Here is a 26691-nt window from a genome sequence, read left to right as displayed (position 1 = left end):
GTGTTCTCCGGTTGATTCAAAGTAGGTCAGCGCCAGTATTCTTCTTGCTTGCCAGCCTGGAAGTCGCGAGGTTTTCCAATTGCTGGTGCAGTGCAAGGGTGTGATGTTCATCAGTTCGGTGGTGAGCGAAAAGCTGAGCAATCGCTGCGCATTCGAACGCAGCAATGAGCCGTGGAGAAGCCTTTTTTTCGAGGCAGATCAGACTTGTCAGAAGACCCCTGACTTGATCATAAATTCGTGCCTGAGCAGGTGGGGCAGGTGTATCCGAGATCTTCAGTGCGAGCCGCGCAATGCGCTTGCACAGGCGCTTGCGCTGGGAGCCTGAAGATGAAGGAACCAACCATCGGTAGGTCAGCACGGCAGTGAACACCCCGCCCAGAATTGCCAACATCTGCAACAGGGTATGTTCAAGGGAGGTGTCTACCTGCAATCCAGGTTGAGCGATTAACAAAAAGGTCATGTTCAGGTCGATGGCCAGTTTTGCTGTACCGGGCCGAGCCATGAGCAACGCTCCGATCATCAAAAACGGTGCGATAACCAAGGCCAGCTCCCACACCGTTCCCACTTCAGGTAACAGCCAAAAACGGCAGGTCACGCCAAGAACGGCTCCAGCGGTCGAACCAACAAGTACGTCTTTTAACGCCGCACTGGCGTGGCTATGGCTGGAGAACAGCGAGGCGAACAACACGGCCGTCATGTCCATCATTGGACCGTCTGACCAACCCAGGCCCCACCACATTGCGGTGGCGATGGACATCGCAATCAAGGGTCTGGAGCCCGCGAGGCATGTTGCGTGCCAGTCGCGCTGTTGAGTTGATTGCAACGCTTCCCTGCCTGGCGTTTCACAAGCACTCAACGCTGCAAAGACGCGTTGTAATTTTTCAACGAACAGCGTGCCTGCGGCAAGGTTTTCAGTGTTTTTGTGGACCTCATTGATCACCGCGAGCACCATTGCAGCTGCCGATTCAGGATGAGTTGCTACCAACAGGTCAGAGGGAAATCGGAGTTTTTCGCCAACATCGAAATGGCTACTTACGAGCAAATCGACAAGCGCGCCCAGCGTGTCGCGAGTGCGAAAGACCCGTAAACGCATTGTTCGAGAACCTGCAGCAATTTCATCCAGGCACAGATCAAGCGCCGCTAGTTCCTGCAACAGCGCACTAAAACTTTTGGCATCGTGTGCAGTGCCTGCCTGCAACCTTTTGAGGCTGTAGTGAACGCTGGCCACAATCAGCGTATCGAGTCGGTTGTACACGGATTCCAGGGACGCGGACTTGCCTGTAAACGTCCATGAAAAACAAGCTGAAGCCAACACGCCGATGACGGTGCAATAGATTCTGCCAAGGGCTAGGTCCACATCGAGCACGGGGTCTTGAATACCAAACAGCGCGACGATCGCTGCGGTGTAGCCTGCCAGCACAAAACCGTAATTTCGAAAATGTCGAAACAGGTTTTCATACCCGGCGCACGCTGCGATCCAGGCTGCCAGTACGAGCATTAGCCAGTGCTGCTGATCAAAGAACACCGTCAGCAAAAGTCCGCCTGCCATGGCTCCCACCACCGTACCGATCAGCCGCGCGCCGATGCGTTCGATCAAGAGGCCTCGCGTAGGTTGCGCCACCAGCCAGACTGTCATCGCAGCCCACCAAGGATGGTGCAGGTCCAGCATTTGAGCGATGACCAGCGCCAAGAGAGCTGCCGTGGTTGTGTGCAGACTGAAAATCAGTGCTGACCGAGAAGGCCACTGAAGCTCGGGCTGCATGCCAAAACGGCCTATCAAGCGACCGAATGATTGAGTGATCCACTTATTCATTTGATGAACTGACATCCGCAGCCTGATAAGGGAAACGCAGCCGCACGCGGCTCTCATTGCCATGGTGCATGCCGACGAGAAACCAAAATATCATATTTCCTGCTATTTGGGATTTTGGTTTATTTTATCTTTACAGGATTTTTGCTTCGTAATAGATTTAGCCTCAGTCAAGGGCACCTGCCTGCCCAGACAATAAAAACAATAAGAGGCCAGTTCATGCATACGCCTACACCCAGCAATATCCTCTGCGACGTCGTTGACGCCCTCCCTGTCAGCCGGTTGCAATGGGAGGGGCTCGCCCTCTGCGTACTGGTCGCAGTGCTAGACGGATTCGACACCCAGATCGTCGGTTTTCTGGTGACTGCCATGGCATCAACCTTGAACGTAACGCCCCAAGCCTTGGCACCGGTGTTCGCGGCGGGTTTATTTGGTTTGATGCTCGGCGCACTGCTACTGGCCCCTATGGCGGATCGCTTGGGGCGCAAGAGAATTCTGGTGTTGTCGATCCTGCTGTTCGGCACATTCGCGTTACTGACCGCTTTTGTTAACAACGTCTCGCAGTTGCTCGTCGTGCGCTTTCTGACCGGCATAGGCCTCGGCGGGGCAATTCCCAACCTGGTGGCGCTGATCTCTGAATACAGCCCGCGACGTTACTCGCGCAGTGCCGTGACGCTGCTGTTCTGTGGCATGCCACTGGGCGCCATGCTGGCTGGCTTGACGGTCGACCAACTGCTCGCTACCTGGGGGTGGGAAAACCTTTTCCTGATCGGTGGCGCGCTGCCGTTGCTGGTCGCCGGCGTTGTGGTGTGGCGGCTTCCAGAGTCGGTTGAGTTCCTCAGTCGCCAACCCGGCAGTCGTGCTGCCCTCAGCGCTATCATTAAACGGCTCGCACCCAACCTCGCAGAACTGCCCGCCAGTCTTGGCCAACTACGCCAACAGGCAACCTCCTCTACCTCCCTGAGTCGTCTTTTCACAGCCGGCATGTGGCGCCGCACCCTGCTGCTTTGGCTGCCGTATGCCATGAACTTGCTGATTTTGTACTTCATCATGAGCTGGATCCCGACGCTGTTAGTGGCAGCCCATGCACCGCTGAGCATGGGCATTCGCGCCATCATTCTCTTCAGCTTGGGAGGTGTGATCGGCTCGGTCGTACAAGGCTGGCTGATGAACCGCTGGGGGTCGGTCAACGTATTGACCATCGAATTCATGGGCTACCTGACAATCGTGCTGGCGCTCAGCCAATTGCCTGTTTCGATTTATTCGCTTTTCCCCGCAATGTTGTTGCTGGGCATTTTGGTGCAAGGCGCGCAGGCAGGTCTTAACGCTTTGGCCGCCGAGTTGTACCCACAGGAAATACGCTCCACAGGCATCGGCTGGGCACTTGGCGTCGGGCGAGTGGGTTCCATTACAGGGCCCGTTTGCGGCGGCTTGATGTTGGCAGCCGGCTGGGTTTTGACAGAGATCCTCAGCGCAGCGTTGGTTCCGGGAATCATCGCGCTGACGGCGATTACCTTGCTACGACTTGACCCCGCGAGCAAACAACAACCCACACCCTCACAGTCTGTTACACATCATTGATGCAACCAGAGGCATACCCATGAAAATCGCAAGCTTCGTTTACCAAAACCGTTCCACGTACGGCATTGTTAAAGGTGACCACGTCATTGACCTGGAATCACTCAAGTCTCACCTGGGTGCGGACCTCAAAGAAGCCATCGCGCGCAATCGACTGAGCGAACTGGGGGCTGATGCGCTGAAAGACCTGCCTCGCCTGGCATTGAGTGAAATCACCTTTTTGCCGGTCATTGCCAACCCAGGCAAAGTGCTCTGCATCGGGATCAACTACGCCACGCATGTGCGCGAGACTGGTCGGGACATGCCGACCTACCCGATGATTTTCACCCGCTTTGCCGACAGCCAGACCGCACACCTGCAGCCCATCGTTCGCCCAACCGTGTCCCACAAGCTTGACTTCGAAGGTGAACTGGCCGTGGTGATCGGCAAGACCGCTCGCCACGTCAAACCGGAGGACGCCTTGGACTACGTCGCCGGCTATGCCTGCTACAACGACGGCAGCGTACGTGACTGGCAGAAGCACACGATCCAGTTTGTTCCAGGGAAGAACTTCCCGGCCACCGGTGGATTCGGCCCATGGATGGTCACCAGCGATGAAATCGTCGACCCGCAGGACCTGGAACTGACGACTCGTTTGAACGGCGAAGTGATGCAACACACGCGCACCAGCGACATGATTTTCGATGTGCGCAAGTTGATCGAGTACTGCACCGCGTTCACTGAACTGGCCCCTGGAGACGTAATCGTCAGCGGCACCACCGGCGGCGTTGGTGCATTCCGCGAGCCACCAGTCTGGATGAAGCCGGGCGATATCGTCGAAATCGAAATCGAGCGCATTGGTATCCTGCGCAACAGTATTGTAGACGAGCGCTGACATGCAAAGACCGTTTGATTCCGAAGACACCACCGAGCACCTGGCAGACAGCAAAGGCTCCAGCCTGGAGCGGATGCTGCGAATTCTCGACCTGTTCACCGAGCACCATCCCATCTGGACGGTCGACGGGATGGGAAATGCGCTGGGGTTCACACGCTCCACTGCCTACCGTTATGTACGCGAACTGGCCGAGGCCAATTTGCTGTTTCAGGTGGAGGCCGGTCGCTATGCGCTGGGCGCGAGAATCATCACCTGGGATCGCCAACTGCGCGTCAGTGATCCGTTGGTACGCGCGGCGCACTCCCTGGAGTCGACCTTTCCGCAATGGGGTGCCGAGCAAGCCTGGTTGGTGTGTCGGCTGTTCAAGGATCAAGTGGTCTGTGTCCATCAAACCGGCAACCTTTCCAACCAAGTGAGCTACTCGCGAGGATCGCCAAGACCTTTGTTCATGGGAGCGACCTCTAAAGCGATCCTCGCCAACATGGGCTCACGGCATCAAAGCCAACTGTTTCTGGAAAACCCGAGTGACATCGAGTCCAGCAACCTTGGCAAGACGTGGGAGGTGTTCCGGCGCTCGCTCCAACGCTTGCGCCGCCAGGGATATGTGCTGAGCACCAGCGAAGTCGATGCTGACGTCTTTGGCCTCGCGGCCCCCATATTCGATGGCGACGGCAAAGTGGTGGGCAGCATCAGCTGCGTGCGCCCGACCTCGCAACGCGATAGCGAACAGGATGAAGTGCAAGGCCAGCAAATCCTCGCCCTTGCCGACAATCTTTCACAACTCATGACCGCGCTGGCGCACAGACCAGAAGTACTGGACTGACCAGCCCGGCGGTCACCGAGGGAATAAAAATGACAACCCTTACACCCGTGAATACTGACGTACTGATTATCGGTGCCGGCCCGACAGGACTCACGTTGGCCAACCTCCTCGGACAGGCCGGCGTGCGTACGACCATTCTTGATCGTAAAGCCGGCACCGTGACTGAACCGCGTGCCGTTTCGATCGACGATGAGTCGCTGCGAACCATGCAGGCAGCCGGGCTGGATGAAGCCGTGTTGGCTGACGTCGTCAAAGGCTACGGCGTTCACTACTTCGACAAGCCAGGGGGACGTTGCTTTGGCAAGGTCGAACCTGTCGGCAAGCAATACGGCTACCCCAAACGCAATGCGTTCAGGCAACCCCTGTTCGAACGCACGCTGATGCAAGGTATGGAGCGTTTCCCTAACCTGACTCCGCTTTTCTGCCATGAACTGATCGACTTCACACAGAACGCCTCAGGCGTTCTCGCTCGAATACAAAATGCGGCCGGTGACACGGTTGAGGTGCACGCCCAGTACATGGTTGCCTGTGATGGCGGCAGAAGCCCGGTTCGAAAACAACTGGGTATCGATATGGTGGGTTCCAGCTTCAAGTCCCGATGGTTGGTCGTGGATCTGGATCAGGACGATGACCCGTTCTGGCAGACTCGTGTGTATTGCGACGCGCAGCGACCTGTCGTAGAAGTGCCCGGCCCTCATCAGACACGTCGCTTCGAGTTCATGCTCAAAGACGACGAGACTGATGAGCAAATGCTCAGCGACGCTAGCCTTGGCAACTTGCTGCGGCCGTTCCGGGGTGAAAAAGCTTATTCGCTGGTGCGCAAAGTGGTCTACACCTTCCACGCCAGGGTTGCCTCTCGCTGGCAGGAAGGTCGTGTTTTTCTCGCCGGTGACGCTGCGCACCTGACCCCACCCTATGCGGGCCAAGGCATGAACAGTGGTGTGCGTGATGCGCATAACATCGCCTGGAAACTTGTGGCGGTACTCCGGGGACAAATGGCGAAAAGCGCCCTCGAGACCTATGAAAGCGAACGCCGCGATCATGCCTGGGCGCTGATCAAGCTGGCGCTGAATCTCGGGGTGGTCATGGCGCCGGCTTCAGCCTTGCGCGCCAAACTCATTACCAGCACCTTCCGCGTGATCGGGCTGATCCCGCCTCTGCGCGATTACTTTCTGCAAATGAAGTTTAAACCAAAGCCTCGTTTTACCCAGGGCCTGGTGTTATCCCAAGGTAAGGCCGGCAACCTGCGCGCCGGGACCATGCTGCCGCAGCCGACTCTTTTCGACTCTCACGGCTGCGCGCAACTGTTGGATGAGCACATCGGCCCGGGCTTTGCCTTGATTCAATATGGCGATCTGCGCAGCCAACGCATGGATCAACTGCAGCACCCGCTCTGGACCCACCTGGATGCCAAGCGCATCGTGATCATTCCACAAGACGCTCCGCTTCCGCCCCCTTTGGCGGGACTCACGATCGTACATGATCGCAACGGTGAGTTAAGCGCACTGTTTGCCGAGGCCAGCACCTTCCTGCTGCTACGTCCCGACCGCTATGTCGCCGCCATATTTGACCAGGCTCAGGAGTCAGAAACAGCTCTGGCTCTTCAGTCTTTGTTGGGCATTGCACAGGCTACGACAGTCGCCGTCGCGGCTGCCAATACCGCCCATTCCCCAGTTACTCTTTGATCGCGGAGTTTTCCATGACGACCCTCCAGACTTCGACCCCTGCTCAACTGTGCTACCTGCACCTGGCAAGCAAAGAACCTCAACGCCAGGTAGATTTTTATACGCGAATGATGGACATGCGCGCATCGCCACAAGCAGATGGCAGCCAGGTGATGCGGGGGCCGAAACGAGCGGCAATCATTTCGCCAGCCGACCATAGCGGCCTGCTGGCCGCTGCCTTCAACCTCCACTCCAACGCCAAACTGGAAGCGCTGCGTCAGAACCTGATTGAGCGTGAATGCCAGATGGATCCGGTGACCTCGCCTTTACTTGAGCCAGGCGCGTTTGCCATTCGGGATCCACAGGGTCGCCAGACAATATTCGGCGTAGTACTTCCCGATACAAGTGCTGAACTGCAAGGCATGCCGTCGAGGTTGCAGCACGTTGTGTTCCAAACCACCGAGCTTGAGACGATTATCGACTTTTACGTCAACACCGTTGGCTTCACCATTTCCGACAACGTGGTCGACCAGGAAACCGGCCAGCTCATGGTGTGTTTCCTGCGCTCCGACGACGAGCATCACTCCCTCGCCTTTTTCCGTGGGTCGAAGAATGAATGGGACCACCATTGTTACGAAACCAATGAGTGGAATGACATTCGTGATTGGGGCGACCGGTTTGCCAAGGAGCGCATCAGCATTTTCTTCGGCCCTGGCCGTCATGGTCCGGGCAACAATCTGTTTTTCATGGTGGTCGATGCCGATCGGAACCGACTGGAATTCTCGGCCGAACTTGAACTGGCACCAGCAGACCGTGAAGCCGGCGTATGGCCGCAGAGTGAGCACACTCTTAACTCCTGGGGCCGCGCCTGGATGCGCACCTGATTTTGCAGGGAAGTCAATCCATTAAATTGATCGAGTCGCCTAAATGAACAACCAGAACGCACCCGCTCCATTTGCCATTCAAGGTCATCAATACATTAACGGCCGCTGGCAGCCAGGTCGCTCAACCAAACGCCTGGACAACCGCAACCCCTTCAACAACGAGTTGCTGTTGGACATGCCGCTCGCCTCGGTCGCCGATCTGGATGAAGCCTATCTGGCCGCCGAAAAGGCACAGCTGGAGTGGGCTGCGCTACACGCCGGCCAACGGGTTATGTTGCTTGAAAAGCTTGCCGTTATCGTTGCGCAGCGCAGTGAAGAAATTATCGACTGGCTCATCAAAGAGTCGGGCAGCACTCGAATCAAGGCTGGCATCGAGTGGCAAAGCACGCTGAACCTGGTCCGAGAATGCGCGAGCATGCCGATGCAAGTAGAGGGTCGGATCTTGACCAGCTACAAGCCCGGCGAACAGAGCTTTGTGTTCCGTGATCCACTTGGCGTTGTGGGGGTGATCAGCCCATGGAATTTTCCGCTTTATCTAAGCATGCGCTCCGTTATTCCGGCCTTGGCATTAGGTAATACCGTAGTGCTGAAACCTGCGAGTGATACCGCTGTCAGCGGCGGATTGTTGATCGCCTACCTACTGGAGGCGGCGGGCTTCCCTGCGGGCACCATCAACGTTGTTGTGGGCGCCGGATCGGAAATCGGTGACGCCTTCGTGGAACATCGAGTACCCAGGCTGATCTCGTTCACCGGTTCTACGGACGTGGGGCGCAATGTCGGGCGCATCGCCACGGGTGGCAAGCACATCAAACGCGTTGCTCTTGAACTCGGTGGTAACGCGCCACTGGTGGTGCTGAATGATGCCGACGTTGAAGTGGCAGCTCACGCAGCCGTGGTCGGCCGTTTCCTGCATCAAGGGCAGATATGCATGAGCGTCAACCGAGTGATTGTTGATCGCACCTTATACCCGGCGTTTGCAGAACTTGTGGTGGAGAGGGTCAGCAAGCTGAAAGTGGGTAACCCTAATGATGCGGACACCGTGATTGGGCCTGTCGTCAATCAATCGCAATTGAATGGCCTGTTACGCAAGATTGATCAGGCACACAGCGCTGGCCTGACTAAACTGTTCGGCGCTTCAGCCAACGGTCTGTTGCTCCCACCGCATGTTTTCGGCAACGTAAAAGCCGATGACGCCCTGGCGGTAGATGAAACATTTGGCCCACTGTTACCAATGCTCATAGCCGACGATGAAGCGCACGCCCTGCGACTTGCGAATGCCAGCGAGTATGGGTTGTCCAGTGCGGTATTCACCCAAGACATGGCGCGCGGGTTGCAGTTCGCTCGTGGCATCGTCGCCGGCATGACGCACATCAACGACATCACCGTCGATGACCAGCCAAACGCGCCCTTCGGAGGTGAAAAGAACTCCGGGCTCGGGCGTTTCAACGGTCATTATGCCGTCGATGAATTCACTCGCGCACACTGGGTGACCTGGCAGCCAGGTGGTCACCACTACCCTTTTTAATGCACCACGCAGTCAGCCCCTGTCGGGGCTGATTGTCATGCAGGGCAACAAGGTGAGTTGGCGTTACTCGTCGCCGCCCAAAGCCGCTACCTGAGCCTCTATGGACTTGATGCTTTGTTTGTCGGCTGCATTTTGCGGTGTAACGCCATCGCCCAAAGCGGCATGAAAAGGGCAACCGACAAATTTAGGATCGTTCTTGTACGTTTCGACGTAATGCTCGGGGAATTGCTTGTCCAGCGCCTGGATGCCCTTTCGCACTTCGGCTTTATCTTCACTGGACATGTTCATCCGCTCTTCGATATAGGCTTCAGTCGGATCGTCGGCATTCATTTCCATCATGCCCATCATGTAGCCGGCCAGTTGCGGCAAAAGCTGGGCCGCGGCGGGGTCAGGGCGGTCGACCTGCATGGTGTCGAGCGTGGTGGTCAATGACATGGCGCGCAGTAACTGATGGCCAAACCAATGCAACTCCTTGGGGAAGAAGCGGAAGACAAACTGCTCATGAATCGCCGTGATAATGAGATTGCCACGTTCAAGCTTGGGTTTTGGAGCATTTTCGAAGGCTTCGCAAAATTCCACGAGCGCGTCGAAACTATCCGGGTAACCAGTGATCGGCTGATCGTTTTCAGCACGGAAGAGTTTGCACATGTCACGCCAGAACAAGTGCGCGGCAATCTTCTCGTTCTCGGAGAGGCCCGGGGCGCCCATCTTCAACTTCAGACGGTGCATTGTGATGGCGGTGAATGCACAGACGTACACGTAATCGTCATTATAAGAAAAGGCACCGGGATACTGCTTGGCCCAATGCGCATGAAGATTATTAATACCTTCAACCGACTTGATGGTGCGGCTGTCTTCAGGACCGTAGAACCACCACAGCGCATTGGCGCTGCCGGTCTGCTCTACACGCGAGGTGGACCGTGAAACGACTTTGCCACCGTCTTCACGCCAGACCGCTCTGGAGCCCCAATCGGTGACGACAAAATTAGGGAAGGTCAACGCGTAGATGAAGTTCTGCATGAAGTCGTTCAGCCCGTAGCTGTTCGATAAACGCCAGATTTCAATGTAATCCTTGCTTGGGTCGAGGCTTTGGATTTTGGCTTGAATCCACTTTTTAGGGGCAGACATGTAGATCCTCTCTTCGCTTGAGTGCACATAGTGAATACGAAAATAGAGGCCTCTGATCAGCGGCCTTCAGTCGTCAGACAGAAGCGCTCATGGCGCAACGTCTGGGTGCTCTCGATTTAAAAACACCACCACTTACGATAGGGCCTCGCCCCGGGCCAGTCTCCGGTCTGTCCATCCAAGCTCGACGGCGTTTTTGGTATTGCAGTATCACCGCGACGCTATACTGCAATCACAGTGCGCTGGATCCCCACGGGCGGCTGCGTGATGCGTACATAAATAATCATTACGACTCACAGGGAGTACCGTTTGACTACTGATCTCTATTCTCACCTGCAGCCAAAAGGCTCGGTCGAGGACGCTTTTTCCAAGGCGGTGATTGGTCAGCATCATCTGACCAATGCTGTGTTGAAGATGGGTGAAGGTGCGGTGGCCTGGGCGCTTGAGGAGGCCGCCAGTTCCCTCAAGCGCTTGCAGGACGAATTTCAAACGGTGCCTGACTTGCCGACGCCAGAGATACGCCTCAACCTTGAAACGCTCATCCTCGATATATTCATGAGTTCGTTATCGAGAAACAGTGAGCACTTTACGCTGAAATTGATCCCTTCAATGGCGCGACAAGCTGCACGTCGCGAAGTACCGTTCAGCAGCATCGTCAAAAACATGCGAGCCAACCAGACTATCTGGGTCAATCATTTTTTCACCGCGTCGGCGTCCAGGACTTTTGCACCCTCAACGGTTCAACGGTTAGTCACCAACGGTGCAGGCGTGGTGGATGAAATCATCGAGCACTTTGTGCTGTGCTACCTGGACGAGCGTCAGGTGCTGATGGAAAGTCAAATCGCGAGACGCCGCGCCCTTGTGGAAAAGTTGATCGGCAATGCGGGCCCGCTTCAACCATTCGAGCTAAAGCAAATCAAAAAAGATCATGGCCTGGATCTTGAGCATTTCCATGTCGGTATCATTATTTCTGATCTCAACACCAAGCTCAGCTCAGACTTGGGTGAGTTACAACGCAATTTACAAGATGCAATCATCGGCGATACACCGCTGGTAGTTTCCTTCACTCAGCATTTGACATGGGCTTGGGTCAGTACACCGCGCGCCCCTACTCCGACCCAACTGAAACGACTTGAAGAAACACTGGGGCAATTAAGTGGAACTCAATGTGCACTGGGTGAACCAGCGAAGGGCCCTGCTGGGTTCAGGCGTACTCATCTTCAAGCCAGAGATGTCAGTAGCGTTGCAATCCTTTCCCCAATCAAAGGCGTCATGCGCTGGGCTGACCATGTCCTGACGATCCTGGTCGGTCAGGATCTTGAAAAGGCCGCGTGGTATGTCGACTCCGTGCTCGGACCTCTGGCAAACAAATCAGAGAAAGCCGGCGGCTACCGCCAAACACTCAGCGCTTACTTGCAGTCAGGCAACAGCTTGCTCCACGGCGCAGAAGCGCTCGGCATTCACCGCAACACGCTGGTGTATCGACTGCAACAAATCGAGTTATTGCTGCGTTGTCCTATCAAGCAACGAGAGCTCGAAATACGCTGCGCCTTGCACCTGATCACCCAGTACGAGGGCCGTGTACTCAAGCAGGAAAGGGAATAGAAACAGGTAAACAGTGAGATGGGAGTACTCCACTCGGTAGACCATCAAAGCACGTTTCAAGCGCCCGAGGTCCGTCGTACTGGAATACCAAAGCCGGTCATTATTTTGGTTTTCCGGCCTAATGACTGCGCTGGGTACTTCTTCTAATTTGTAAGCCATCCACAGGAAACGCAATGACCATGCGCCCGGTGAGACGACAACAAAAATAAGAGGAAAACCCGATGACCCGCAAATGGATCGCCGCGCGTATTGATCAGCTCGACCCCGCTACCGACTATGACGAGATCTGGAAACTCTCTGCGGCTTATCGACCAACCGACTTCATCATGAATCTTGTGTACGCCGTCACTTTCCCTCACTTCTTTGTAAGGGAACTGGACGCGCTGCCTCTCATCGACAACGGTGACGGGAAAATTCTGAAAAACCCATTCAGACGCTCCGATGACACATCCTGGAAGATGCAGGTTTGGTGGCATCACGGTTCACACCACGACAAGACTCGCGAAAACGTTGAGTCGATAAACAAAATACATTCGCACTACGCTCAGCGATTTGGCGAAAGCTTTAGCCGCAATGACACCTACGTCTATACGCTTTGCTATGAAGCCGCCGGCATGCATCGCCTGATGCAACGAGTCGGGATGGCGGGCATGAGCGAAAAAGAGCAGCTCGCGGCAGTTAAATACTGGCACCAGATGTCGACCATTTTTCGCAACGCCGGGACGGGCGAAGCGATAACGGGCTTCCCTGATTCCTTTGATGGAATCATGACCTTCATGGATCGCTGGGAAAGTGAGGATGTTCCCAAACACGACATGGGCCCACCGGCGGCGCGAGCAATAATCCAACAGTTCGCTGATCGTTATTTTCCAAAGTTTTCACACTCTCTGGTGTCTGCCTGGGTGATCAGTCTTTATCCCGATCACCTGATCCGCGCCTACGAACTCAAACGGCCCTCGCCGTTGGCCATGAAAGCATTGCGTTTGTTTACTGCCAGTTTCCTGTGGATGGGTGAAAAAGTAATTCCTGATCCAAAGGACACCTTCACGGAGCGCCGCCAAGCGGCGCATGCCGCCAAGCGCTCTACAGGGGGATCGAAAACCGCAGATCAGGAAAGCGAGCAGGCAAAAGTCGCGGGTTGCCCTTTCCATCGTTTCCGAGCAAAACCCTCGGCGCCTGATGCCGCAAGGCCAAGTACCACGCAAGCAAAAAAATAATGTGCCGAAAGCACATTCGTACCCGATTGCCCGGTGCCAGCCGGGCTCTGGTAATCGCCATATAGCGCCAAAAAAATACAACAATAGAGCCGACGAAGATGAAAACAATAAAAAAAATTCACCCCACCTTGCTAGCCCTTGCCATCCTCTCGTCCCTGGATGCTGTAGCCGCCAACGGTCCTCCACCGCCTAGCGTGGGCGAGCCGAACGGGATTAACTTGGGTGGCACCAGTTTTTACGATGGATTTGCCGGCCTGCCCGGCTTTTCGTTCCAGCAATACTTGAAGTTCACCAGCGCCAGTTCGATTCGAAATAACTCGGGTAAGGAAATCAAAGACTTTGATAACCCGAAGATCAACGTCACCAGCCTGATCAACCAACTCAGCTATTACTCGCCCAACACAATTGGTGCGGGCGCACACCTGGGCTGGAACATCCTTGTGCCGATCGTTTCACTCGACGGTGACTTTGGTAACAACGGCCCGCAACTCAAGGACAACGCCACTGGCGTTGGCGACATCACCACCGGCCCGCTGGTGCAGTTCGATCCTATCGTCGATGAACATGGACGACCTGTTTTCGTCCAGCGCCTGGCACTCGATGTGTTGTTACCCACCGGTAAATACGATGAACACAAGGATCTTAACCAAGGATCTAATTTCTACTCGATCAATCCATACTGGGCGGCGACCTGGATGCCCGCACCCCGCTGGGAAGTGAGCTGGCGGTTGCACTATCTGTACAACTTCAAAAACAAAGATCCAGCCAGCAGTTCAGTGCAATTGTTCGAAGGCCAGCCTGTGCGTGATACCCAGGCTGGCAAAGCGGCATGGGTTAATTTTACCGCCTCCTATGAAGTGATACCCAAAGTGTCGGTAGGCCTCAATGGGTACTATTTCAAGCAACTGAGCGATGACGAAGTCAATGGTCACCGCCTCGCCGACTCCCGCGAAAAAGTGCTTGGGATTGGTCCTGGGGTGTTCTGGAAAGTAGGCGATGGTGATGGTGTCTGGTTCAACACTTATCGTGAGACCAAAGTAGAGAACCGCGCACGCAACGACTACGTCGTGCAGGTACGTTACGCGCACACCTTTTGAGGTCAAGAGCATTATCCTCGATGTAGCGATACGTCGAGGTGGCGCTCAATTCTTCCCCGCCACGGACGCCTTGGCTTCCAAGTTAACCGTTCGTCGAAATAAATACTGGATATGGAAGTGGGTCGACAAATGGAAGGTGGGCCTCAACGAGCTGAACGGCAATCTGCAGGTAACTCCTACCGAGCACAATAGCCGTTCGTGTGTCTTTCGCGTTTGTCCGGCTGCACCGAAGATTAGCGCTACCGAGAACATATCCGTCGTTCACACCGAGATCGCCTATGACTTGTGCTACCTCAGTAATTCTTAATTCTACACAAATTTCAGATCCGCGATTCGCCGATTATCTCGCCTACTCCGAAATGCCGCGAGTCGCATCAGGATGAAATTAACCCTGCATCGTTTCTGCTGAAAGACCACGCCAATAAAACGAGATCCATGATGCAATATTCGCTCGCAGGCAAAATGATGATGACGCTCACACTGGTCATGCTTTGCGTTTCACTCGCTGTCGCGACCCTCAACTATCAATTCACGTCTCGGGAGTTGAGCAGACAGCAACTCAGGCAAGCCACTACGTTACTTGAGCTTGCAGCACAATCCCTAAGCGAACCGCTCGCGAGTGGTAATCAGGCTCAGATCGAAAATTTGCTGAATGAACTGTTGCGCGCCCCCGATGTTACTGGACTAACGGTGCGCGATTCCCGTACGCAACGTTCAACTTCTGAACGTCAGCAAAACGCGGCTAATGTCTCCTTCCGGCTCAACACACAGGTAATGCATCATGGTCAGGCGCTGGCTATGCTGGATATTGAATTCAACAACCAGGCGCTGAGAACGACCCTGAAAACTGTATTACTGCAAAACTTGGCAGTCACCGCAGTTTTGTTGCTCGCTACCTTGGGGACTGTGTGGCTATTGACCCGGCGTCACATTCTGCGACCGGTCAAAGAGGTCAGCCTTAGCCTGGCGCAGATAGCACGAGGTGAAGCTGACTTGAGCAAACGCCTAGATGCCAGTTGCCCTGATGAAATTGGTGAGTTGGCTGGCAACTTCAACCTAGTGCTTGAACGGCTATCGAACCTGATTGCGGATGTCGGTCTCGTCTCTAGCGCTCTCGATCAGCATGCCGGTGAAATGGACATAACAACTGGTCACACCTCGCACGCTACCGCCCAGCAGGTTCAGCAGGTCGAATCCGTAGCGGCATCGGTACAACAACTTGCTCAATCCGCCAGTCAGGTTGCGAGACATGCCTCGAGCACCAGCGAACAAACACACGAATCAGCCGCCTATGTCCGAGAAGGGAACGTCATGATGGATGCAAGCCAACTCATGATTGAACATCTGGGCACACAGATAACGCATACAGCTCTAAAACTGGGTGATTTGATGCGGGACAGCGAGGGGATAGGTGCAATGGTCGTCACTATTCGCGCAATCGCCGAGCAGACCAACCTACTCGCCCTGAATGCCGCCATCGAGGCTGCACGAGCTGGTGAGCAAGGACGAGGATTTGCCGTTGTCGCTGAAGAGGTGCGGGCCCTAGCGTTAAAGACACGTCAGTCTACTGAGGTGATTGAAAATATCGTCACTCAATTGCAAATTGCAGCGCATCAGGCAAGAGATGCCATGGATGGTTGCCAGAATGCTTTGAAGGATGCGGTGGATACCTCACAGAAAGTCGGCGAGTTTCTGACGCGAATCAGCGAAAACATTCAGGGCATCAATGAAATGAACCAACACATTGCTTTGGCTGCTCAGGAGCAGAGTACTGTCGCGGAAACGGTGAACGAAAATATCATCACCATCCACCGACTGAGTGATGGAGTCTCCCACTATGTCAATGACCTGGCTGATGGAGCACGACTCCTGAATAAGCAAAGTCAGTTGCTGCACCACAGAATAAGCTCTTTCAAAGTCTAGCGATGCATAGGTTATTGGGAGAAGCACCGTGGTGCTGTGCGTCTAAATCGTCAATTGAAACAAGCGTAAGAACTCGATAACCAGAGTGCATTAGGTGCTTAATGCGCGGATCTCTCACGAAAAAAAGGATATCGATTTACCAACAAATAAAACCGAATCAAGGGACAGTTGCCGCACAGAAGCCCAGCTAGTAAAGGCCATAAAAACGTAGTTAGCGGATCTGTTCCCTCAAATATGAGGCTGCTTCTATGTATGAACCCGATAGCTACAACGTTTTGGCAAAAATTTTTTATCGGCCCATTGACGCAGCTATACGCTGGTGCAATCTCATGGCTCATGAAACCCAAATACTAGAATCGGCTTGGGACTGTCCTGCGCTCCTGTCAAAGTACTTCCCCCAATGGCCGTGCCTACAGGCAAATACCGAAAAAATTATAGATGCCATTCGCCATGGCGACCTGGCCTATGGCTGCTTCGGCGTGTCGGTCACGATTGGCACGCCCATCGATTGCAGTCAGATAACTATCCGCCATACTGACCTCAGAGTTTGGATGGCGCGCTACTACCCTGACCAAAGACCAAGCTTTCTTTTCGAACAGTCATTCAACCAACAAGGAGCTATCAGCCCTGGCACCTATCTGGCCTTACAAGCCGACCGAGATGCAATGCAATTGCGGATAAAAAATATAGAAGCGTCTTATCAACAACTACTCGATGAGCTTGAGGCAATGGGGTTGGAAAGAGAAAATATCCATCAGTTACTAAAGTCCAACAGTAAACTCAGTGACCGCAGTGAAACCGGCTACCTGAAAGTCATAGGGGCCTTGCTTGAACTAATCTTAGGACACTCGCCATCAGGTAAACCGCACTCAGTATTTGATAGTCAATCCTCCATCGTCAATTCCATCTCAGCTCACCGCAAAGACGATCCTGGCCTGAGCAAACGCACGCTGGATGCAAAGTTCGCCGCAGCCAATCGCATACTCAAAAAAGATATCTGAGTGGAGCAATTGCACTGCAATACCTCTGATTGCAGTGCAATGACTCTCCCCCACTTCTGCTATTCAATTCAGGTCACTTCCCACTACGCGCCAATCGGCGCCAGGAGAGACCAGCATGTCCAGCCAATCCTTACCCATCGTTGAAGCACCTCAACTGCAGGTAGAACGTCACATCATGCGGCGTGACGAGGTGGAGCGTAAAACCGGCTTCAAGCGTGCGCACATTTACAACCTGATGAAGGAAGGGAAATTTCCTCAGGCTAAACGCATTGGATTGCGCGCTGTGGGCTGGGACTCGCTGGAAATCGAGCGGTGGGTCAGCGAGCGCTTGGCGCAGCAGGGCTGAGGTTATGCGTGTGGTATCGGTGATTTCCACCAAAGGTGGCGTGGGCAAAACAACGGTGGCCGCGAATCTCGGCGGTCTTCTGGCAGATGCGGGTCTGCGCGTTCTGCTGCTGGACCTGGATAGCCAACCTACCCTCTCCAGCTATTACGCCTTGAAACAGAAGGCTGATGCGGGTGCATACGAGTTCATCGCACTCAATCTAACAACGCTTGCAGAGATTGTTTCCAAGACGGTCATTCCAGGGCTCGATTTGATCCTTTCCAGCGACGATCAAGGCCGACTGAGCACCTTATTGCTGCATGCCCCTGATGGGCGACTGCGCCTGCGCAATTTGCTGGATGCCTTCCGCCCCAGTTATGACCTGCTTTTGATCGACACCCAGGGCGCACGTAGCGTGCTGCTGGAGATGGCCATCCTCGCCTCCGATCTCGCCCTCTCTCCCATCACGCCGGAAATGCTCGCCGCTCGCGAACTGCACCGCGGCACCTTGAAGCTGCTCAGTGAGCTCGAACCGTTCCGCCTCCTGGGAATTACACCGCCCCCTTTGCGACTGCTCCTGAACCAGGTGAATGCCATTCGAGTGGACACACGGATGATCATCCGTGGCCTGCGCGAGACCTTCGCTGGGGCGACCAATATCTCGGTTCTAGAAACCGTAGTTCCAGACCGAGTGGCGTACCTCAATGCCGCCTCCCTCGGCCTACCGGCCCACCGAATCGAGACGCGTCAGTCACGCGAACGACGCTCGCCATCAGCGCTGCAAACCATGCAAGCGCTGGCCATCGAACTGTTTCCGGAATGGCGCGAAGCGATCTCCAGGTTGGGCAGATGAAGCACCAAGCCGGCATCTCTCGCCAAGCCATTTTTTATCGATCTTGATGCCAACAGCGTTTGGCAAGGAGTCATTTAATGTTGGATCAACTGCCCATCATCGTTCAACCATCCATTCGACCACATCATCCACCTTGCGAGGAGTACTGCACCGTGGTCTTTCGCCTGCAGGGTGGGCGCTCGGCCATGGGGTGGTTCCTCGCAGAACTTTCCCGACACTTCGAAGGTTCGGGGACTGCCGAGATCGTCAAGTTCGAGGTTGGTGACCATTTGCGCAACCAGCGTTAACTGAGGTTGTTCAGATGAAAAAGCTTAGTCAGGAGGAGATCACCGACAAACTACACCAGGACCACTTCCCTCGAGGTCCAGAACTGGAGCGACTGTCTGACCCACTTACTGACACGCCGATGCTGGTCACTCTGGAGCAGTTGCGACCCTACGAACATAACCCGCGTTTCATCCGTAATCCGCTGTATGACGATATTAAGGCCTCGATCCGTGAGCGAGGGCTGGATCAACCACCACCGATTACCCGCCGCCCGGGTGAGACCTATTTCATCATTCGCAACGGCGGTAATACGCGCTTGGCGATTCTCGGCGAACTGTGGCAGGAAACCCGCGACGAGCGCTTCTTCCGCATTCATTGCCTGTTCCGACCTTGGAGCAATGAAATCACCGCCCTACTCGGCCATCTGGCCGAAAGCGATCTTCACGGCCAACTCACCTTCATCGAACGTGCTCTGGCGGTAGCCAAACTCAAAACCATGCTCGAACCAGATGGAGCTGTGCTCTCACAGCGTGAGCTGGCACGACGTCTTGCCGCTGGAGGCTATCCGATTTCGCAGTCGCACATCAGCCGGATGCTCGACACCCTCGAACACTTACTACCCGCCATTCCACAAACTCTGTATGCCGGATTGGGTAAGCCCCAGATCGAACGTCTAATCGGCCTACGCAGCCAGGCAGAACGAACCTGGAACCGCTATCCAACCGCCCCCATCGCGTTCGCCGATTTTTGGCTCGATACACTGGGTTACTTCGATGCCGACCCCGAATCCTTCGATCTTGAGCAGCTCCAGGATGAACTGCTCGAACGCATGAGCCACTTGCTCGGACAGTCCTACCGTATGTTGGCCTTGGAACTGAGCGACACCCAGCGAGTCATCTCAACGCCGGGCATCGTCGTGACCACACCCTCAGAGAACAACCATCTGCTGAGCGTTGATGTCGCCGCGGCAGGAGCTCCCTCCTCCGAGCCCCATTCCAAATCAACGGATGCCAGACCCCAGACCGAACCAACGCGAGAGGATTTGCTTACACCGCCTGAAACGAACGTCGTTTCAGCGGTCAGTCCTCAATCACGCGTTCAACAGATTCGTGAACAGATCGATCTCGAGACCGCCACCGACGCAGCATCTTCGGTCGACACCTATGCGATCGACGACATCTGGACTATCACACCAGCACTGGATAGCCCCGAACAACTGCGTTTGGCCATTGCCACACTGGCGCGGGAAATGGCGGCCTATGCCGGAGACCCCGAGAGCATCATCGGTCAGCCGCTTGGCTTGGGCTTCGCCCTGAACATCGAGCGAGTTGATCTTGCAGCACCTCGCGCAACCGGCGTTCACCTACTGCTCATGGCCCTGCTGCGCGCTCAAGACGACGTCAACTGGGAGGATCGCAAGCAACTGCCCTCAGCCCTGTTCGGCCAGCTGCTGCTGGGGATTTACCAACTTCCGTTGCCAGACCGTCCCGCCATGGATGTGGGACTGGAGCGGCTGCCCGACAGGCTGTTAATCAAACTGTATCGCCTGATCCGCCTGGCCCGGCGTCTGATCGACTTAACGATTCCCCCTGAAGACAGCTCACCGAAGGAGCTGCCATGAACCTGTCCTTCAATGTGCTCAACCAGGCCATGCTGACCCAGGTACTGCATGAGCTGCGCCAGGGTAACCTGCAGCGCTGCAAGGCACTCGGACTGGGTGAGGACGACATCTACCTGTTGCAATCCTTACCGCCCACTACGTTGTCGCGCCTGGCCCATGCAACCATCCCCTGGGTTGAGATCAAGATTGACTCGCCGGTGCTGCATCGGTTGATCGAGCAAGCCGAACGTGACGAGCAGAACGAGCGCTTGATCAACCGCGCGCTCAAGCTCGGCGCCAGCAGTACCATCATGTACCAATGCTTTGGCTTGGCGCATTCGGAAACCGCCCTGCGTCGACGTCTGCTCAAGATAGTAACCCGTAAGGGCCGCCCTCAGCATTTGAGTGAAGCCCAGGAACACGCGCTCTGGCAGCGTTGGTGCCAGCTACGCGCTCAGGACGGTACCGAGGATCAGCTCGACGCCATGATGATGCTGGCCGAAGAGCAACAGATCAGCTTGACCATCGTCTGGCAGCAGATCGACCAGTACAGCAACGACACATGAACACTGCCCCGTCCAGTCGCTGGCAACGTGTCCTGCAGCAATGCACCCAGCAGCTGAGTGCACGCTGGCCCGCACGCCCCACCACTGAACAACCCTCCAACCAGGTTCTACAGGCTGGCTTTTTGTTCAGTGGCCAATCTCACGAAGTCGTGCCACGTCGGCTGCTGTTGGATCATCGGCTGACGCCATTGGAACGTAATGCCTGGCAGGTGTTCCGACTCATGCTGCAAGGCCAGGGCGTGGTCACACCGCGCTATGAGGATTTGCAGCCTTACCTCTCGAGCGTGCCGTATGGCGCGCAAGCCTCCCGTGAAACCATCGCTCGCGTCTTAACGATGCTCAGACTGACGCGCTGGCTCAGCTTGGTAAGTCGCGGTCGCGAAAAAGTCAGCGGGCGCCTGCAAGGTTCTCTGTACGTCCTGCACGATGAGCCGTTAACCCCCCCCGAAGCCATGGAACTGGATCAAGATTACCTGGAGTTGGTCGGACATTGCCTCAGTCATAACACCAAGGCGGTGCGCATTGTCGCTCAGCATGTTCTGGAAGAAATTCGCCAGGACACCCGTATCGATTTAGGTCAGCTACCCACACGGCTCGAGAGCTGGGAAGATCACTGGATACAGCAAGGATTGGATCAGGCAACCGACTCCGCGGTGCACGATTCCGAACTGGGGGAGGATCACCTCGTTCGGAATCGTGCAGACCCTCGTTCGGATTCCGAACCGGGCTTGAACACCAGTGTTTCCGGCGTAGTTCGGAATCCGAACGCCGCTTGTACTGTATTAAAAGAAAGTACTTGTACTGTACCGCGCGCGACCCCGGCGGTGGATAACCTGCTCTGGCCCACTCAGCTGCACCTGAGCCCAAGCGAGCATCAGGCCCTCACTGTGGCGCTGAACAAGCTCAAACCAGCGGATCGGCAGGCGGTACTCAACGAAGCGGGTGCACGCTGTACGGCAGGAAGTGTCCGCAAGCCAGCGGCCTATCTGATGGGCCTAATCCAGCGCGCACTGAAAGGCGACTTTCGGCCTTGGGCGGGTCAGACAGAGCCCTCACCCGTTGCAGAACCGCCCCCAACGGCACCGTCACGCCCATCCCGAAAACAGGGCGAACCCACCTCCGCCCTCGCCCAAGCGTGCCTGAATGAGCTACGCCAACTGTGCGGCAAACGCCCTGGACATCAGTAGATTTGATGCCAGTGGCATCAAATCTACTGAGCTCTACTGTGAAATCGCAAAGGGCCGAATCTGTGCAATCCGACCGATACAGCCATCGCCATCCCTGGAAATGATCCACTGGCATCACCCACGAACGCCTCCGAAATTAACCCTCTCACACCAAACCGAACAGACCGCATTCAGCTTTTTGGCTGCCCTTGACCATCATCTGTCGCAACGTTCCCGTCCAAGCCTTTGCGAGGACAACACCGTGGCCGATCACTATCAACTCAACCTGGGGTCATTGCGCAGCAGCATCACCCTGACCCTGCACACTCACCACGCCGCCCGTATCTGGCAAGGGCGGACCGCACGCGAAGGCGTTCACTCGATCATGGGCATGGCCGGCTACATCAGTGTCACCAACCTGATCAAACAAACCGCGGCTCAGGACGATCCCTATGCCGACTGGGCCATCGTGCAACTCGAAGAAAAACTGATGCAGGCCAAGGCTGGGATGCTGGAACTGACCCAACAGCTGGATCGGATAAGACAGGACCTGCCGACACAGATCGACATGGGCGACAACCTCAACATCCACCCCGTCACCTTGCCGTTGTACATCGGCAGCCAGCTGGGTTTTCTGGCGGTCTACCTGCTGACCGACTACGACACCCTGGTGCGTCGTACCCTATTGGCCCATCACACCGCCTTGATCGGCCGCGTCGACATGGAAGCCTGGATCGATGACGGCGCCCATCTGCTGCGCAGCCTGTTCGGCCAGGCGCAGCGCTATCGGCATGCCGGTGTCACACGCGATGACATGGCGGCGAACAACGCCCGTGCCCTGGCAGCCATCGATAAATTGGGTTTGCCCCCCATGGACATTCTAGAGGGTCATCGCCGCTCCCAGTTCGCGCCACAGATCATTCGTCGTGGTGCTGTGGCAGTGGCAGTGGCAGTGGCAGTGGATGACGCTGACGCATTGGCAGAGGAAGCGAGAGAGCCATCTGCGACGGTGGATGAGCCGGAGGACGAAGCATGAATCTCATGATCCCGGCTCAACCAATGCCCTTCGAAGCCTTAACACCGGATGCCTATCGACAGCTCGAACACGCTGCCTCCCTAAAAGGCCTTTTAAAACCTTTTAAGGGTAAGGGGGAGTTGGACCACCTGGCGCAGGTGGCGAGGGAAATCGAGGCGCAGTTATGTCACCTGATGGAGGCTGTTGTGCAGCAAGCCGGGCAGCCCCCGTACTCACTGCTGGATATTCGATTGGTGCTGCAGAACACCAGCGCGGGCAGCACCTTTTTGCGTTGGCGCACCCGTGACTTCGCCCGCATGGGGGTTGCGGTCTGGGAACGCCAGGTCCGCAACAAGACCCAACCGCAGGCCGTACGCGAGGGGTTGCGCCGTTTCGAATGCGACCGCATTGCACTGAACCTACAGATGAGCGTAGTGCATTCGCTCTACCGCCAGGCCACGACCTGCGCGATCAAAATGGACAACGCCGAACGGCTGCTGCACCAGTTCACAACACCAGTGGAGGTATCACGATGAGTACTTTTTTCCTCGGCGAAGGCAACATCGGCAGTGCGCCAGAGTTCCAGGAATTTCCATCAGGCAATGACGAGCCACGGCGTTTGCTACGGCTGAATGTGTACTTCGACAACCCCGTGCCACGCGAGGGCAGCTATGAAGATCGAGGAGGCTATTGGGCGCCGGTTGAGCTCTGGCATCGCGAGGCTGAACATTGGAGCACGCTGTACCAGAAAGGCATGCGTGTGCTGGTCGAAGGCCGCACCGTACGCGATGAGTGGGAGGACAGCGAAGACAATGCGCGGGTGACCTTCAAGATCGAGGCCCGTCGAGTCGGCATCCTGCCTCACCGGGTGCACAGTGTGGTCATGCGGGAACGCTCCAGTGAATCGACGGCATCTGCCACACACGTCGGGCAAAATACAGAGCGGGCCAGCTCACCTGTGTCGAAGCCAAAAAAGCGCAGAGGGCCGCCACCTCCGGAATGACGAGCATTAGGCATAAAAATTGCGCCTTTGCGCGAATGCTGGCGTGTTACTACACGCTGCTCGTGAAGATCCACACTGCCGTCCAACCGCAACGGGTTAGCAGCCTCGGCCCATTCAAGCCTGCCCTCACCGACTAATATGAGGAACCTGCAATTCAGGTTTCTCATATCTCGCAACTGCTGTTTCCAACAACGCTGCTCCGAACTCAATCCGGAGCAGTCTTATGCGCCTCTTCCTCTGCGAAAAACCTTCCCAGGGTCGGGACATCGCCAAGGTACTCGGGGCCACTCGGCGTGGTGATGGTTGCCTGATTGGCACAGAGACAACCGTCACCTGGTGTATCGGTCACCTGCTGGAGACAGCATCGCCTGAAGCCTATGGCGCGCAATTCAAGAGTTGGTCGTTAGATCATCTACCGATCATTCCCGCGCAGTGGCAGATCGAGGTCAAACCCAAGACTGCGGCACAGTTCAAAGTCATCAAGCGCCTGCTCAGTAAAGCCACCACCGTCGTCATCGCGACCGACGCCGACCGCGAAGGTGAAATGATTGCCCGCGAGTTACTGGAACTCTGCAAGTATCGAGGCCCCGTTCAGCGCCTCTGGTTGTCGGCACTCAACGAGGCGTCGATTCGCAAAGCATTGTCCTCGCTGAAGTCTGGTCAGGAGACCTTCCCGCTCTATCACTCAGCCCTCGCCCGCAGCCGTGCTGACTGGCTGATCGGCATGAACCTCAGTCGTTTGTTTACCCTCCTCGGTCGGCGGGCAGGCTACGACGGCGTGCTGTCGGTTGGACGCGTACAGACACCCACTTTACGCCTAGTGGTCGATCGGGATCGTGCGATTGCCAGTTTCGTTCCGGTGCCCTACTGGAACGTTGAAGTGCACCTATCGTCGAGGGGTCAGCGATTCATCGCATCGTGGTTACCGCCAAGCTCAGGGCAGGACGAAGCGGGTCGTTGCCTGCAACAGGCGCTTGCCAGTCAAACGGTCCAAGCGATCTCTTGCAGCAAGACCGCCACAGTACTCTCGCTGCAGACTGAGCATTTCCGCGAAGCGGCGCCCCTGCCCTTCGACTTGAGCACGCTGCAAGAAGTCTGCTCGCGCAAGTTGGGACTCGGCGTTCAGGAAGTCCTGAATATCGCCCAGGCTCTGTATGAAACCTACAAAGCCACCACCTACCCGCGCAGTGATTGTCGCTATTTACCCGAAAGTATGTTCAACGAGGTACCTGGGGTATTCGATGCCCTGCTCAAAACCGATCCCACCCTGCGGCCCGCATTCGGAAGACTCGATCGATCACTGCACTCCCGCGTGTGGAACGATGCCAAGGTCACCGCGCACCACGGCATCATTCCCACCACCGAGCCGGCGAACCTCGCGCGGATGTCCGAACAAGAACGCCAAGTCTACGAACTGATTCGTAGCCACTACCTCGCGCAATTTCTTCCGTCTCATGAGTTTGATCGAACCCAGGTCGAACTGGAATGTGGCGAAGAACGATTGACCGCTGTTGGCAAACAGATCCTGGTCCAGGGCTGGAAAGGCTTGCTCTCCGAAAACACCGAAGACGATGAGCCCAGTCACAAGTCCCAAGTATTGCCCGTCCTGCAACAGGGTACTCAGTGCGCAGTGAACGACGTCGAACTCAAGTCCATGCGCACTGCCGCTCCCAAACCTCTCACCGAAGGCGACCTGATCAAGGCGATGAAAAATGTGGCCAAGCTGGTCAACGACCCACGCCTGAAACAGAAACTTCGGGACACCACCGGTATCGGTACCGAAGCCACGCGAGCCGGCATCATCAAGGGGTTGATTGATCGCGGTTACTTGCTGAAGAAAAAACGCGCCTTAATGGCCTCCGCAGCGGCCCATACCCTGATTGAGGCGGTACCCGCCGCAATCGCAGATCCGGGCATGACCGCGATCTGGGAACAGGCCCTGGACGAAATCGAAACGGGACGCCTGACCCTTGATGCGTTCGTCGCCAAGCAGGCGAACTGGATTGCGCAGTTGGTTGCACACTGCGGAACGCTCATCTTGCCAATAGCGGTCGAAACCGGCCCGGGCTGCCCCATGTGCAACGCTTCAATGCTCAGGCGAAAGGGGAAATCAGGGCCGTTCTGGTCATGCTCCCGCTACCCAGATTGCAAGGGCACTGTGTCGATCAGTAAAGATACGCGTCGCTCATGATGTTCCTGGGACGATCATCATGAGAACTGTGCGTTCTCAGCCTTGACGTCGTCCCACCCTCTCTGCTGTAGTGCCTCAGGATCATCGCCAATGGCGACCCAAGACCGATTTGCTCCGGGTAGCTCGGTCGAACTCTTCGAGTTCGGAGCCTTCTCTTCTGCGGGATTTCATTCCCGTTTTGTGCTTGACCTGATCGTGGTGGCGGATGACCACTGTTGCCTCTAGCCGGCAACAGCGGTCATCCGCTTCGGCGATCGTATTCAGTCCCGGAGCCCGCCGGGGAAACACTGGGCACCTTTTGTGCGCGGATGCGTGCCAGCATGTTCCGACCCAGGCCACGACAAGGGTCGGTTGGCGAATCATGGCGCAGTTCAACCAAGTGTTGCGAGGCGCTGGTCGACTGCGTAAGACCGCCAAAGGTGGCTTTTCTCTTCCTCGCCTGGCTCCCCGCCAGGCCCACTCTTCATTTTCTTCATTCCAGTGACTGCCACTGTTTTCCAGGCGTAAAAAATCGGGTTGCAGCGCCTTGACGCTCCCCTCTGACAGGCTTATACAAAAGGTGTGGTTCGCTGTCGTTGA

The 26691-nt window shown here is 55.9% G+C and carries 23 protein-coding genes and 1 pseudogene; 22 read left to right on the top strand and 2 right to left on the bottom strand.

The annotated features are described in order from the left end of the window. Positions 1–16: 16 nt before the first annotated feature. Positions 17–1813, bottom strand: coding sequence for an FUSC family protein (locus RGV33_RS11515; RefSeq protein WP_322144345.1), 1797 nt, complete (start codon positions 1811–1813; stop codon positions 17–19). 216 nt (positions 1814–2029) lie between these two features. On the opposite strand from RGV33_RS11515, the gene RGV33_RS11510 reads away from it, so the two are divergent. From RGV33_RS11510 to RGV33_RS11485, 6 genes are read left to right on the top strand one after another with little or no spacing between them, the layout of a single operon-like run. After that, complete coding sequence (locus tag RGV33_RS11510; RefSeq protein WP_020300870.1) at positions 2030–3391, top strand: MFS transporter; 1362 nt, start codon at positions 2030–2032, stop codon at positions 3389–3391. Between the two features lie 19 nt (positions 3392–3410). Then, on the top strand, positions 3411–4262 hold the full coding sequence (locus RGV33_RS11505; RefSeq protein WP_322144344.1) for a fumarylacetoacetate hydrolase family protein: 852 nt from the start codon (positions 3411–3413) through the stop codon (positions 4260–4262). 1 nt (position 4263) lies between these two features. Then, positions 4264–5085 (top strand): IclR family transcriptional regulator, encoded by an 822-nt coding sequence (locus RGV33_RS11500; RefSeq protein WP_201146662.1) that lies wholly within the window; start codon positions 4264–4266, stop codon positions 5083–5085. Between the two features lie 29 nt (positions 5086–5114). Further along, the gene (locus RGV33_RS11495; RefSeq protein ID WP_322144343.1) at positions 5115–6770 is read left to right on the top strand and encodes a bifunctional 3-(3-hydroxy-phenyl)propionate/3-hydroxycinnamic acid hydroxylase; all 1656 of its coding nucleotides are present in this window, start codon (positions 5115–5117) and stop codon (positions 6768–6770) included. 14 nt (positions 6771–6784) lie between these two features. Further along, positions 6785–7633 carry a VOC family protein gene (locus tag RGV33_RS11490; RefSeq protein WP_020300874.1) on the top strand — a complete coding sequence of 283 codons (849 nt, stop codon included), beginning with the start codon at positions 6785–6787 and terminating at the stop codon, positions 7631–7633. Between the two features lie 43 nt (positions 7634–7676). After that, positions 7677–9158 carry an aldehyde dehydrogenase family protein gene (locus RGV33_RS11485; protein WP_047531102.1) on the top strand — a complete coding sequence of 494 codons (1482 nt, stop codon included), beginning with the start codon at positions 7677–7679 and terminating at the stop codon, positions 9156–9158. A 63-nt stretch (positions 9159–9221) separates the two neighbouring features. On the opposite strand, the gene RGV33_RS11480 is transcribed toward RGV33_RS11485, so the two are convergent. Next, positions 9222–10286, bottom strand: a complete 1065-nt coding sequence (locus tag RGV33_RS11480; protein ID WP_020300876.1) for a hypothetical protein — start codon at positions 10284–10286, stop codon at positions 9222–9224. A 306-nt stretch (positions 10287–10592) separates the two neighbouring features. Between RGV33_RS11480 and RGV33_RS11475 the strand changes: the two genes are divergently transcribed. The 16 genes and pseudogenes from RGV33_RS11475 (at position 10593) to RGV33_RS11405 (ending at position 26112) form a co-directional block, all read left to right on the top strand. Then, positions 10593–11888, top strand: coding sequence for a PucR family transcriptional regulator (locus RGV33_RS11475; protein WP_322144342.1), 1296 nt, complete (start codon positions 10593–10595; stop codon positions 11886–11888). Positions 11889–12109: 221 nt separating this feature from the next. Next, positions 12110–13105, top strand: coding sequence for a hypothetical protein (locus RGV33_RS11470; protein WP_322144341.1), 996 nt, complete (start codon positions 12110–12112; stop codon positions 13103–13105). A gap of 98 nt (positions 13106–13203) precedes the next feature. Further along, positions 13204–14202, top strand: a complete 999-nt coding sequence (locus RGV33_RS11465; RefSeq protein WP_322144340.1) for a SphA family protein — start codon at positions 13204–13206, stop codon at positions 14200–14202. A 435-nt stretch (positions 14203–14637) separates the two neighbouring features. Next, positions 14638–15267 (top strand): annotated as a pseudogene (locus tag RGV33_RS34210) (HAMP domain-containing protein); the annotation flags it as partial. Between the two features lie 69 nt (positions 15268–15336). Beyond that, positions 15337–16125, top strand: coding sequence for a methyl-accepting chemotaxis protein (locus RGV33_RS34205; RefSeq protein ID WP_416152117.1), 789 nt, complete (start codon positions 15337–15339; stop codon positions 16123–16125). 248 nt (positions 16126–16373) lie between these two features. Further along, entirely contained in the window at positions 16374–17126 is a 753-nt protein-coding gene (locus RGV33_RS11455; protein WP_322144338.1) for a hypothetical protein, read from the top strand. Positions 17127–17241: 115 nt separating this feature from the next. Further along, positions 17242–17472 carry an AlpA family phage regulatory protein gene (locus RGV33_RS11450; protein WP_201146668.1) on the top strand — a complete coding sequence of 77 codons (231 nt, stop codon included), beginning with the start codon at positions 17242–17244 and terminating at the stop codon, positions 17470–17472. A 4-nt stretch (positions 17473–17476) separates the two neighbouring features. Further along, positions 17477–18304: a ParA family protein gene (locus RGV33_RS11445; protein WP_322144337.1), complete on the top strand. Its 828-nt coding sequence runs from the start codon at positions 17477–17479 to the stop codon at positions 18302–18304. 77 nt (positions 18305–18381) lie between these two features. After that, complete coding sequence (locus RGV33_RS11440) at positions 18382–18591, top strand: hypothetical protein (protein ID WP_201146670.1); 210 nt, start codon at positions 18382–18384, stop codon at positions 18589–18591. A gap of 14 nt (positions 18592–18605) precedes the next feature. Then, a complete protein-coding gene (locus RGV33_RS11435; protein ID WP_322144336.1) occupies positions 18606–20192 on the top strand; it encodes a ParB family protein in 1587 nt (528 codons plus the stop codon). Next, complete coding sequence (locus tag RGV33_RS11430) at positions 20189–20737, top strand: DUF2857 domain-containing protein (protein WP_322144335.1); 549 nt, start codon at positions 20189–20191, stop codon at positions 20735–20737. Before RGV33_RS11435 ends, RGV33_RS11430 begins: the two co-directional genes overlap by 4 nt. Further along, the gene (locus tag RGV33_RS11425; protein ID WP_322144334.1) at positions 20734–21924 is read left to right on the top strand and encodes an STY4528 family pathogenicity island replication protein; all 1191 of its coding nucleotides are present in this window, start codon (positions 20734–20736) and stop codon (positions 21922–21924) included. The genes RGV33_RS11430 and RGV33_RS11425 overlap by 4 nt, the downstream gene beginning before the upstream one ends. Before the next feature lie 241 nt (positions 21925–22165). Continuing rightward, entirely contained in the window at positions 22166–22939 is a 774-nt protein-coding gene (locus RGV33_RS11420; RefSeq protein ID WP_322144333.1) for a PFL_4669 family integrating conjugative element protein, read from the top strand. Beyond that, positions 22936–23454: a DUF3158 family protein gene (locus RGV33_RS11415; protein WP_322144332.1), complete on the top strand. Its 519-nt coding sequence runs from the start codon at positions 22936–22938 to the stop codon at positions 23452–23454. Before RGV33_RS11420 ends, RGV33_RS11415 begins: the two co-directional genes overlap by 4 nt. Beyond that, positions 23451–23921 carry a single-stranded DNA-binding protein gene (locus RGV33_RS11410; protein ID WP_322144331.1) on the top strand — a complete coding sequence of 157 codons (471 nt, stop codon included), beginning with the start codon at positions 23451–23453 and terminating at the stop codon, positions 23919–23921. Before RGV33_RS11415 ends, RGV33_RS11410 begins: the two co-directional genes overlap by 4 nt. A gap of 223 nt (positions 23922–24144) precedes the next feature. Further along, positions 24145–26112 carry a DNA topoisomerase III gene (locus RGV33_RS11405; RefSeq protein WP_322144330.1) on the top strand — a complete coding sequence of 656 codons (1968 nt, stop codon included), beginning with the start codon at positions 24145–24147 and terminating at the stop codon, positions 26110–26112. Positions 26113–26691: the final 579 nt, after the last annotated feature.

The organism is Pseudomonas sp. Bout1, from assembly GCF_034314165.1.
Classification (GTDB): Bacteria; Pseudomonadota; Gammaproteobacteria; order Pseudomonadales; family Pseudomonadaceae; genus Aquipseudomonas.
This window is presented reverse-complemented; position numbering and strand designations above follow the sequence as displayed.